General features: G+C 60.7%; 12 protein-coding genes and 1 pseudogene. 12 read left to right on the top strand and 1 reads right to left on the bottom strand.

Translation table 11 applies throughout. The features are described 5' to 3' along the window. The 12 genes from A2J01_RS05435 to A2J01_RS05490 form a co-directional block, all read left to right on the top strand. Positions 1-834, top strand: an 834-nt coding sequence (locus tag A2J01_RS05435) for a ParA family protein (protein ID WP_156519179.1), incomplete at its 5' end; no start/stop codon positions are given. A 14-nt stretch (positions 835-848) separates the two neighbouring features. Beyond that, positions 849-1340, top strand: coding sequence for a hypothetical protein (locus A2J01_RS05440; RefSeq protein ID WP_125053092.1), 492 nt, complete (start codon positions 849-851; stop codon positions 1338-1340). Between the two features lie 196 nt (positions 1341-1536). Further along, positions 1537-1941 (top strand): hypothetical protein, encoded by a 405-nt coding sequence (locus A2J01_RS05445; RefSeq protein WP_047269161.1) that lies wholly within the window; start codon positions 1537-1539, stop codon positions 1939-1941. Beyond that, the gene (locus A2J01_RS05450) at positions 1938-2207 is read left to right on the top strand and encodes a hypothetical protein (RefSeq protein ID WP_047269160.1); all 270 of its coding nucleotides are present in this window, start codon (positions 1938-1940) and stop codon (positions 2205-2207) included. The genes A2J01_RS05445 and A2J01_RS05450 overlap by 4 nt, the downstream gene beginning before the upstream one ends. Continuing rightward, positions 2191-2922 carry a hypothetical protein gene (locus A2J01_RS05455; protein ID WP_047269159.1) on the top strand — a complete coding sequence of 244 codons (732 nt, stop codon included), beginning with the start codon at positions 2191-2193 and terminating at the stop codon, positions 2920-2922. Before A2J01_RS05450 ends, A2J01_RS05455 begins: the two co-directional genes overlap by 17 nt. A 741-nt stretch (positions 2923-3663) precedes the next feature. Next, positions 3664-4803, top strand: coding sequence for a hypothetical protein (locus A2J01_RS05460; RefSeq protein WP_064112264.1), 1140 nt, complete (start codon positions 3664-3666; stop codon positions 4801-4803). A 68-nt stretch (positions 4804-4871) separates the two neighbouring features. Next, complete coding sequence (locus A2J01_RS05465; protein WP_190287584.1) at positions 4872-5615, top strand: AAA family ATPase; 744 nt, start codon at positions 4872-4874, stop codon at positions 5613-5615. A 43-nt stretch (positions 5616-5658) separates the two neighbouring features. Then, positions 5659-6801, top strand: a complete 1143-nt coding sequence (locus A2J01_RS05470; RefSeq protein WP_058228445.1) for a nucleotide-binding protein — start codon at positions 5659-5661, stop codon at positions 6799-6801. 239 nt (positions 6802-7040) lie between these two features. Then, positions 7041-7226 (top strand): hypothetical protein, encoded by a 186-nt coding sequence (locus A2J01_RS35675; RefSeq protein ID WP_141695860.1) that lies wholly within the window; start codon positions 7041-7043, stop codon positions 7224-7226. 78 nt (positions 7227-7304) lie between these two features. Continuing rightward, on the top strand, positions 7305-9968 hold the full coding sequence (locus tag A2J01_RS05480) for an ATP-dependent DNA helicase RecG (protein ID WP_197494165.1): 2664 nt from the start codon (positions 7305-7307) through the stop codon (positions 9966-9968). 137 nt (positions 9969-10105) lie between these two features. Further along, positions 10106-10345, top strand: a complete 240-nt coding sequence (locus A2J01_RS05485; protein WP_064112267.1) for a hypothetical protein — start codon at positions 10106-10108, stop codon at positions 10343-10345. A 134-nt stretch (positions 10346-10479) separates the two neighbouring features. Further along, on the top strand, positions 10480-10851 hold the full coding sequence (locus A2J01_RS05490) for a hypothetical protein (protein WP_064112268.1): 372 nt from the start codon (positions 10480-10482) through the stop codon (positions 10849-10851). 115 nt (positions 10852-10966) lie between these two features. On the opposite strand, the pseudogene A2J01_RS36300 reads toward A2J01_RS05490, so the two are convergent. Then, a pseudogene (locus tag A2J01_RS36300) lies at positions 10967-11370 on the bottom strand (hypothetical protein); the annotation flags it as partial.

Here is an 11370-nt window from a genome sequence, read left to right on the forward strand (position 1 = left end):
ACAGGCACGGTCGCTCCGGTAGGGGAGTTGTCGATCGGCGACGTCCTAGTGGGCGCTGCAAGGCCGCAGCAGGTGGCCCGAGTTCCAGTGGACTGGCAGCCTGACATTGCCTTCGATCGTCCGTGGATACAGGGCGGTCCGCTCCTGCCCGGAGGTGCGGTCCACATCCTGCCGGCACCGGACCGCGGCCTTGAAGTGACGACATCGAGGTCTGGAACCGACGCGGAGCAGGCTCTCCTCGAAGCGCTCGCAGTATCGGAAATCGGTGAGCATTACGACCTGATCGTCGTGGATCCGCCCGCCAGCACATCGTCGACCCTCTATTTGGCGTTGTACGCCTCCGAACACCTGGTGTTCCCGCTGCAGACCGAATCGGCCGCTCTTTCCGGACTCACACTTACGGTGGAATCTGCGATCAAGTTCAGCAGTCTTTCCCGTCGGCGGGTGAACGGTATCGGGGTTGTTGCGACGATGCTCGATCGCACCACCGAACACACGTTGACCCTCGCAGCAGCGCAGGAGTGGATGGACGAGCGATTCAAGGGGCAAATCGGCGTTCTCAATCCGCAGATCCCACGTCGAACCATCGTGTCAGAAGCAGGGTCGTCGATGGTTCCTGTCTCTCGCCTCGTAACAGGCAAGCTGAAGAACGCAGACATCGCCTCCCGTTACGCCGCAGTGGCTTTGGCAGTCGTCGCAGCGGTGACACCGGAGCGCCTCGAAGCGATTTTCGACGCAATCGAGAAGGAAGATCTTCCCGAGGAGATCGCGGACATCATCTACGCGGCTCTCGAAAGTCGCGCTGAGACAGTCAATACCGGACAAGAAAACTAGGAAGGGGACCACCGATGTCGCAACGACCTAGGCGTGACCCACTCAAGATGGCGCGGGCTGCATCCGGCGGGACCAGCCTCGCAGCGTTCACCGAAGAACCGTCGGTGCCAAACCCCGCTGAGGACACCCAGTCCGAGGTGAGCCCACTGCCCGCGGCGTCACCGGTGGTCACTCCTGACGACGACAACGACTACGGCGATTTTGAGGACCCCGCAGACGACGCGCCGGCCCCGACGCCGCGAAGGTCGACAGGCAAGCGGAAAGACACCATCAGGACGAAGACGTTCCCGATGCTGCAGACCACCGTTGACGCTGTTTCGGAATCCTCGTTGGCCTGGCACATCGCCGACCCAACGCGGATGCAGCACTTCGGTGGAACAGCATCTGAAACAGCGTTCGTTCAGGCACTTCTCCTGTTCGCCGTCGATCGCATTTCGAAGAACCAGAAGGACGCCGACCGATTGCTCCGCTACTTCCCAGAGAACGCGCGAGTTCGCAACCGGTAGCGAGTGACCCGATCGCCACCTAGTTGGGGCCGTACAAGTAGCCACTTGTACGGCCCCAACCCTGTTTCCAGCGTCTTCCCAGCTCAGGACGATGGAGGTGACACGTCACGCATACATGTGCCGCATCACCGGAACTGGGCATGTTTACATGCTCTACATCGGAGATGAACACATCTACACCTGACGGGAACTGCCCATGATCACTTTGAGGTTGCATCGCGACGCACGAGCCCTCCTGGACGAGGTCGCCGAACGAACCGACCGCCCCCTGGGATGGATACTCGGGGAAGCGACTATCACCGCCATGGTCGATGTCGCCGGCGCTGCTGACATCGAAGCAGCCCGAGCAGTACTGGCCCCCCACCTACCGAGCCCCGACAAAACCCACACCAGTCGAATGACCACCACTCTCTCCAAACACTGCGAGTCTGTTGTCGGTCTTCTCCTGACCCACCAGGGTGGGGGACTGGCGTCGACATCCGCCATCGTTCGTGCAGCGTGGGGACACTGGATTTCTACTGCGACCGTCGACGAAATCGCCGAACACCTCGGCGTAGTAAGGCCCCGAGCGCAGATCGCAATGGGCACCGGTGCAGCATGAGCCGCCGACAATCCCTGACCGTCGCAGGCTCAGCACTCCTCCTCGCAGCCCGATGCTCGCCGGACACCACCTTCGACGCCACGGCCGCCACCGAACTGCTACCGGACCGTTTGCGATACACCCAACTGGGGCCGGACTCGGATGTGGTGAGCCCCCAACAGGCATGGAGTGAGCTGGTCGAGGCGGGGAGGGTCACCGGGACCTTCGACGACTGGCACTTGACTGAAACATCCGAGGAAGGTGCCGAAAATGGTCGACGCCCGTAGGCACGACACTTCGCCGGCCAAGGCAACACGAGCTCGCGGCCGGACCGGATTCTTCGTCCCGATGGTCAAGGATTTCTGGAAAGACCTCGCAGCACTCGGCTGCAACCTGTCGGAGATCGGCTACTTCACCATGATTTCCACCAGCAAGGCGACTTCGCCCATTGGCAGCTTGTACATGCGCCACGAATGGGCCGACCTCGACGGCACGAACCTGGACCATGCAGAGCGCACTCTCGAACAACTCGAGAAACGCGGCCTGATAGCCCGCGATGGGTACTACATCCTCGTCGTGTCCTGGATTCGCCAGTACGCCTTCAACAACCCGAAATACCTGCGCGCCGGGTTGTATCCCCTTCAGAACGAGATCGACAGCCCATTCTTGCGGTTCGTATTCGGCACACAACTACTACAGCTCAGACTCTGCGACCTCGACAAGACGAAAGCCGCAAACCTTCATGAAAGTGCATCGCTCCTGTGGGCCGAAATCACGGGATCCGCACTTCCACCTGCTGACGCAATGGACGGCGACATAGACCAGCCGAACGACTACATGGTCACGGCGCTGAGCAACATGCCCGGGATCGAATTAGCCGTGACAGAACTCGACCGGCGGACCTGGTGTGTAGTGCAGGCCGAGCTACACCGACCACTGCAACAGGCGCTCGGGAAGCATCGCAAAGTGACTCAGATTCAACCGCGCGCCAGCAATCACTAAGGCTGGGACTCACGTTCGCGATGTGAGCCCATCCTTTACCTAAATCAGGCCCCATGCCTTCGTCGACGAAGGCATGGGGCCTGATCGGTTGGATGTCGTCCGCTCCGCAGGGAGTAGGGGCACTAAAGGTGTTGAGGCCAGACTTCAAGTTCCCCTCCGGACGAGCGAGTATCAGCTTCAAAACCTGTGGATACCGCACGGGATACCCTATCCATTTCGCTGTCTTCGGATACCCCTACGGATAGGTCAACGGATAGGGTATCCGCATTCAAACTCGCTGGTCAGAGCCGTGGTGGATAGGGTATCCGCTGGGGTATTGGATAGTCGCACGTGCGCGCGTCCGCGCGCGCACGAACAAGACCACAACAAAACCCCACCTCCCTACGGTCGGTGGGGGTGCAGGGGGAGGGTTTTCGCTTGAGTTGACGACCTCGCCGCTTCGCGCCGAGACCCCGATGCGCAAGCGCATCCCCGGATGAACTTCTACGGCGGCCATGAATAGGTTCCGAGTGGAATCGCCGCTGAGAGGCCTTGTGGGCCATTTGTCGGCGGAATGCGACCACGGACCGCGAGTACGCCTCGGCGCAGCTTCTGCGAGGCGCTCAGTGGCGGCTTTGTGTGTCCTGGATGCCGTCCGAGGAACCGGTAAGCAGCGCGAGTACGTGCCGCACACCGGAAACGGTGCTCCTAGCGTTGGCGATCGGAAACACCAACACGACTTCAGCCCGACCGGGAGGGACCATGGCGAACTTGGACGAGGCGGAACTCGCAGCATCGATCGTCGCCGCATTCGAGGCTCGACCGGAATTGATCGAACGACTCGCAGACGCGGTGGCCGGCCGAATCGCCGAGGCGCTCGCAGCTGGTGACTCTGCTCGAAATTCACACCGCGCAGAATCGACGTGGCAAACAGACGAAACTCGCGTCGAAACATTGCTTGAGTGGGTCAGAACGTCGCCGAAGAAACTCATCGACGGCGACCGACATGCGTGGGCATCCGCGATTGTCGGGGCCAGCGGAGCGAGTGATCCCCGCGAAGTGTTGGAATGGGCACTCGGCAACGATTGTGCAACCTCTCATTGGAGAAGCCGAGAAGCGCCGATTCCCGCGCCACACCCGACACGGTCGGGGGCTCCGAAAGCGGGGCCGTACTCGCAGATGCTTGCTGAATTCAGACTTGCCGAGTCCGAGAGCGGTGCAGTCATAGTCGCTGGCATCGACCGTTTGATCAGCGCAGTGATAAACACCGTACGGACATACGGGGTGGTGGGAGATGTGACCCCGACGACAGCGTGGCGGCGAAACGCTATGGCTGTGCTTCGAATTCGAGATGTCGAGGAAGCTTCCGGGGCGATCTCATGGGCGATGAAGCATAAGCCGCATTGGAAGTCGAATATCCAGGGCATGCCAACCGAACGAACATTCCAAAAGTTGTACGCCGACTATCGAACTGCAGGTGCCGGTTTCGACCCTGTGCGTGACGGTGGGGAACATGCCGAGGCGATCAAGGAGTTGAGTCGCGGCTGGTCGTGCTATCTGGGCAAACTGCTCAAGAACGGGGAAGTTCCCGTTCGGGGGGTGACGTATCGCAGGATCTGGGAGGTGTTGACGGGATCGGACGGCGGCGCCTCCATGCCTGTGGCAGATGTGAAGGCAGTCATCTTGTGGATACTCGCACCTGACGCCGGACGCGCACGATTCTACGTACAAGGCGACGACTTTCCCTCGATCGAGAAGATCCGAAAGGCGATGGTGGACATGGCATCAGGATCGATCCGAACACGAAGCGGTATTGGGGCAGGTGTGAACGAGACGAATACGCTCGCGGGTGACAGTGTCGCGGCCGTGGGATCCACCACGGTGACCGTGCGGGGGATCTGATGGCAAAAACGAGAGCTAACACTGTGGTCAGGGTGAAGTGTCGCCAGTGCGGAGAGGAAGTTCTGCGCATGAGTGGAATGCCAGGTCAACCGCCTGGTTGGCAGTCGAACGTCACATGCACTCGCTGTCGCGGAGAGGACTACGAGCAGACATGGGATCGGGAACTCGAAGGCCAAGCCCGCGGTCGACTGTTGCGCAGGATCGCCGAGTTCGATGCGACTGCAGGTTACGAAGCGGCGACGTTGGGTGACCCGGACGTTCGAAACACCCGGTGGGGCCGCACAGCATGCGAAGCGGTCGCCGCTTGTGAACTTGATGATCGAGCGCGAGCTGGGCTGATGTTCTTCGGACCCACAGGAATCGGCAAGACCTTCGCGGGGTTCGCTGTCTGCAATGCGGTCGCTGAAAAGTTTGGTGCCGACCAGGTGCGATTTGTGTCGGAGGAAGCGCTTCTCGGCGGTGACGTTGCACCGTGGGAACTGCGAGGACGATTGCAGGCTTGGTTGAGAGGAGCGTCGGTGATCCTCATAGATGACATCGGCGTCGCCACCAGGCGCTCAGATCAGATTCAGTCCGCCTGGAAGGAACTGTGCGGTCAGATCGCAGGTCACCAGGGGCCGTTGATCATCGTGGGAACAACGAACAGGCAAGGTTGGGACGGTGATGTAGGTCTGGCTGCGTGGATGGGCGCTCAGTCGACATCGCGCCTTCGTCAGTGGACCGAAGACTGCACAACTGGCTGGGTAGATCGCAGGACGGACACTGTTCACGAGCGGTGGCGCGACCAGTTGACCAGAACACCGGAACAGTGACAGTCACTATGGTGGGCGAACGATTTTCAGGAGGTGAACGTCGATGAGTGAAAATGCGGGCTCCGGGCGCAACGATTCGTTTGGGGGTGGATCCGACAACCCGTGGGATGACCGGGCGCTCGACGACCAGGTTGGGCCCGGAGAGGCTGAGCCGCAGGCGGACAACACTCAGTGGGCGGAGTCAGCGACTCCGGCGTCGGTCACGGCTGTCCGACGACCTCTGCGGCCGGCCGGCGCCGGGAATACGACGAAGGCTGGTGGACAACGGCCGGTTTCGGCAGCGGAGCCCCGTCGCCGAGAGGATTCACCGAAGTCGGAGAAGCGTCGCGGGCGATGGCTGACGATGCTGCGTGGCCGCACCGCAGCGACTGGCCCCGGCGACGATGTGGCACTGGCGAAGTCAATCCGGCGACCGCTGAACGAGCCGAAGAACATTGCCTTCATCAACGAGGGTGGCGGGACAGGGAAGACGACAACCGCCGTGCTTCTCGGGCTGTTGTTGGCTTCGCTCCGGAACGGTCCGATCGTTGCCGTCGACGCATCACCCGGCTGTGGTGACTTGGGAAACAGAGTTCCCGAGTCGAAAAGACCTGCGGGAAACGTACGTAGCGTCGTCGAAGGCATCGGGCGGATCCGGACACTCGATGATCTGCGAGCCCACATGAACCGGGTGGCCGGTGGCTTGGACGTCCTTGCGGCCGACGCATCGACCTCGGCGGAGGCTGTTTTCACGAGCACGGACTACGTAAGGTTGACCGAGATACTTCGCGAGCATTACGAGGTGACGATCACCGACTGCGCCGCCGGCATGGTTTCCGATGTCGTGGAAGCTGTCCTCGATGATGCGGATCTCGTGGTGATCGTGTCCGAGGGTGGGGATGGGGTTCGGTCGTCGACTTGGACGGCTAACCGCATGATGGACCGGGCCGAGGCCAAGCCGAAGTACAAACGACTACTCGATGATGCTGTGGTGGTGGTCAATTCGAGGCACGACCGGACGAAAACCAATACAGCGAAGATCATGGATTTCTATCGAAATATCGTCAGGGCTGTCGTTGAGGTGCCGTTCGATCAGCACCTGGAAGGCGGGGACATCATCGTTTTGGACAAGTTGTCAAAGAACACTCGCACTCAGCTGCTTCGATTCGGTGATGCGGTTATCTCGAGTGACGGGTTCAATCAGTGATGCTGAGAGCCGAAGTCAGCTTTGTGAGGTTGGCCCACACTGTGTAGGGGATGCCGGTGTCGTCGACTGCTGTGAATGGTCGACCGGTTCCGGAGCGGGCGAGTAGCTGATCAGGGTATTGCATCGCGAATTCGGTGATTGACGGTTCTGCGGCCTTGATGATGTGAGCCGTTTTGTCGGTGGATCGTGTAATTGATAGACCTGCAAGAAGTTTGGACATTGTGGATGGGCCGCGATCAGTGGCCAAGACCAACAGGATCGACGGCACGGTGAGGCCGAACTCCGCGCAGCACTCTGCAATTGGCTTTGTCGGAGTGATGATTGTGACCCAGGTTAGAAGTGAGTTACTGCCGGATGTGGTGGTCATGATTTTGATTGTGGTGTGGGTGGTTCTGGTGTGTGGCACGACGCAGAGTGCCGCATGACCGGAAGTGCGTCTCGCAGAATTGAAATCGAGGCGCGGAATGATCCGTGACCACGACCGCAGTAGGGAGCGTGTTGACGTGCAACTGAGCTTGGCCCAGCGAGCGCGTCTGCGGGATGCAGCGGACCGGTTGGCGTCAGTTGGTGTGTGTACCCCTGCGATGGATTCTGCTCGTAAACGCAATGTTCGAGATGAATCGTCGTGGCCGCCCCGTCTGTCTCTGCAACTCCTCGTTGACGTACGCGCGCACGCCGATGCGTTGCCGGCGCTGGGAGTAATAGTTGAGAGCTTGCCAGATCTACCTGCCGGCGCACCGGGGGCAGGTGAGTCGGCGCCAGGGGGCGGAGTGCGACACAGCGGCCGTGACGAGGAATCAGCGGAGCAGTCGGTGCAGGACAGTGACTGGCCGTGGGGGAGTGGGACACGAGTCGCGGCGCCATCGTCCAGAGAGCCGAAGGCTCAGCAAGCGGTTGTGTCCTCACTGGTGGCGTCGACAGTCTCGTGGGGGAGTGGTACGCGAGTTGCGGCGGCTCCGACCGTTGCGGAATCGTTCGCAGCAGTGGGTGTTGAACTCGCGATCCCTCATATTGAGGACAACAGGTCAGCAGCAGCGGTTCTCGCGGAGAAGGGTTCCGGTGAACCGCTGCTATTCGATGGACTGCTCGATTCTCTGCGGGGAGTTCCTGTCGACGATCTTGACGGCGTTGGTGAGACGACGAACGAAAAGATGGTGGCTGGCGGAGTTTCGAGTGTGTTCGACCTGCTGATGCGGGTGCCCCTCCGCTACGTAGACCGAACGCAGTTGGCCCCTCTGGAGACACTGGTCGCCGGGACAAAGCAGGTGACGTTCGTTGCACGAGTCCTCGGAATGAAAACGGACTGGGAGAAGCGTTACGTCCGATTCACGCTCGGCGCACACAGTACGAACATCTCAGCGATGTTCTTCCATGCCATGTGGATGGGCCAGCGGTTCCACCGTGGTGACCTGTTGATCGTGCAGGGTGATCTCGGCGAGTTCAACGGAGCGTTGTCAATGACCTCTCCGCTACTCGAACTGATGTCGGATTCCACGGCCCCGCTGTTGGCGATTTACCCACAGTCGCAGAAGCATTCGGTAGACACTTGGATGTTGCGACGGGCGGCGGTTGACGCGTTGCGGCGTATCCCGGCGCTCGACGATCCGATCCCGGCTCCACTGTTGGTTAGGCGGAAGCTACCAACGCGGTTGGCTGCGCTGCGGTCGGTGCATGTCCCGGAGTCGAAAGCTGACGCGGACTTGGGAAGAAATCGGCTTGCCTACGACGAGCTGTTGAGACTGCAACTCGCGCTCGGCGTACTCCGAAATGCGCAGGCCGCGGAACCGGGTGTGACGCACACACCGACTGGGAAACTCGTAGATCCTTGGCTGGCTGGCCTTCCGTACACGCCGACGGGTGCGCAGTCGCGAGCGATCGGTCAGATTCGCAAAGACATGGTCGCTGCCCGGCCGATGAACCGGCTGCTTCAAGGCGACGTTGGTGCAGGAAAGACGCTGGTACTTGCGGCAACTGCACTGATGGCCATTGAGGGTGGCTACCAGGCAGTGCTGATGGCGCCGACTGAGATACTCGCGCGCCAGCACTTCGAGGAGATGGCCGAGGTGCTGCGTCCGTTGGGTGTGACAGTGGATCTGCTGGTGTCGCGGGGACTTCCCCGTCCGCGGAAAAATGTGCTCGCAGACCTCGCGGGCGGGCATGTGAACTTGCTGGTGGGAACCCACTCTGTGCTGTCGGATCCGGTTGTGTTCGCGAACCTTGGTGTGGCATTGATCGATGAACAACACCGTTTCGGTGTGGATCAACGTGCAGTGCTGGCCACGAAGGGCCCGGGTGGGTCGACGCCGGATATTCTGCAAGCCACAGCGACTCCTATACCTCGGACTGCCGCGATCACGACCTACGGTGACGTGGAGCTGTCGATCCTTGATGAGAAGCCGCCGGGTCGAACCCCGACAGTGACGACGTGGCTGGAATCCGCGACGACGGACGACCCGAATTCTCCGGTGTGGAAATCCATCCGTAGCGAGATCAGTCAGGGGAGACAAGCGTTCGTGGTGTGCCCGTTGGTCAAAGTCTCCGGTCAAGACTCGGAAACTAAGATGGCGGCAGCAGCCGAAGACACTTGCGTCGCACTCGAGGCCGGCGCATTGGCAGGCTTGCGGATCGGTTTGGCGACTGGGAAGCAGAAGCCGGACGTGCGGCGAGAAATGATGCGCGCGTTCAAGGAACACGAACTCGACGTACTTGTTGCGACAACCGTGATCGAGGTCGGTGTTTCGGTTCCGAATGCGACTGTGATCGCGATCTTGGATGCCACGAAATTTGGTCTGGCCCAGCTACATCAGCTGCGTGGCCGAGTCGGACGTGGACGCTGGCCCGGCCACTGCTGGCTTGTCGGACAGACCAATAGCGAGGACGGTGTGGCGCGTATGGATGCGATGTGCGAGACCGACGACGGCTTTGTACTCGCCGATCGCGATCTGCAGATCCGCGGGCCTGGCTCCCTGACCGGTTCAGCACAGGCAGGGCGAGATGCTGGGCTGTTGGTTGCGGACCTGATCGATGATGCTCGCATCCATCTCGCAGCGCGGGCGGATGCCCACGACATCTTGGCTCGTGACCCACACTTGCACCGCAGTCAGCTGATGAAACGCGAAGTTGAGGCTGCTCTCGGCGACGATGCGCACTACCTGACGAAGAGCTGATTGGCTGTTCCGCTCGCGCCGCTAAGCAACCTCCGGTGGCAGAGATTCGTGTCCGGCCGAGATGGTCGGTGCCGCAGGCTCGTGCGCCGGCAGACAGAGTCGAGTCACGAGGAAGGCTGTTCGAACAGGAGGTTGAAATGGAAAGCAATAAAAGAAGTTTCGAAGTTTCGGTGACAGTGACGGTGCGCGCAACTGTCGATGGGGCTTTGGTGCCGGGATCGTTGCCGAAGTTGATCCAGCGGTGGCCGACGGACCTGTTCGACGAGCTTCGCCGTGAATGGGTTTCTCAGACTGGATTGTCCGTCGAGCAGTTCGATGAAGCGGACGCGGTCGTGATGAGTGAGAGGGATCCGTCAGGTATTCCGAGCGTGCTGTGAGCAGGTGGTATGCGTGGGTGGTCGAACTCTGCTGACGCCAAGGCGTATCCGCGGAGTCGCGTTGATGCCGCACGTGTTTGTGCGGGGCGAGATGGTGAACCGCATCTACCCCACAGGACAAAGGGAGCAAGGCGATGGGCTTCACGACAAATGACTACGCCGGCCTGGTCGATGAGCAGTCGATCCCAGCGGTCGGCCCGTATATGGCACAGTCCGTTTCGATCGAGGCTTTCCACGACTGGATCGTCGCTTCCACCGATGCTGCTGTTTTTGAAGTCATCGACGGCCGTGAACACGCCGCGCAAGTCGCGACGCTACTGACCGGACGTATCGGGAACGGCTACGGCGCAGCGTCAGGGACAGTGTTCGTCGCCCATCTCAGAGCGATGTATGCGGTGAAGGGCACAATCGTTGGGGTGAACGAGTGCTCGGTGCAGTTCGCCGACGAGCGTGGGAACCTGCACGTCCTCCCGATCATGGCAGTACGCGGCCTGATCGTGGAGTGAGTTCTACAGGCACCGGCAAGAGAAGACATTGGCGGCCAGGTAGACCAACCTCAACCTGTGGGCATTCGAGCTCCGATTTGGGTTGCCGCTTTCTCTGCGCTGTCACGACTAGGTGTTATCGCGGTTGAGCCCGTGGTCCGCCCGGACGTGGAAACGGCCAATTCATCACGGCGTCGCGGCGGGAAGCGAGCACTTGCGCGAGGTGGTCGTTGTCTGGGTGGCGCGCTGAAGCCGCAGCAGCCAGGAGGAACCACCGAACATCAAGCGCCGCGGGCTCGTATCCGGTTTGACCTTGTAAGTACGCGCCGATGATCATTGCGCAGTGTTCGGCTTCAAATGCTGTGAGTTGAACGAGTGCGGTGTTGGACGGAAGATCGACGTTGACCAATTCTTGATACTCGTCGGGATCCTGACCGTGATCCTTGTAGTCAGGCGTCCTCGCCAGAGGTGCTCGTTGGTCCTGGTGGCTGGTTCCGTACTTGGAAGAGTCTGCGCTGCCATCGAATCCGCTGTGGTCGC

The organism is Rhodococcus sp. EPR-134 (assembly GCF_001647205.1).
Lineage (GTDB): Bacteria > Actinomycetota > Actinomycetes > Mycobacteriales > Mycobacteriaceae > Rhodococcus_F > Rhodococcus_F qingshengii.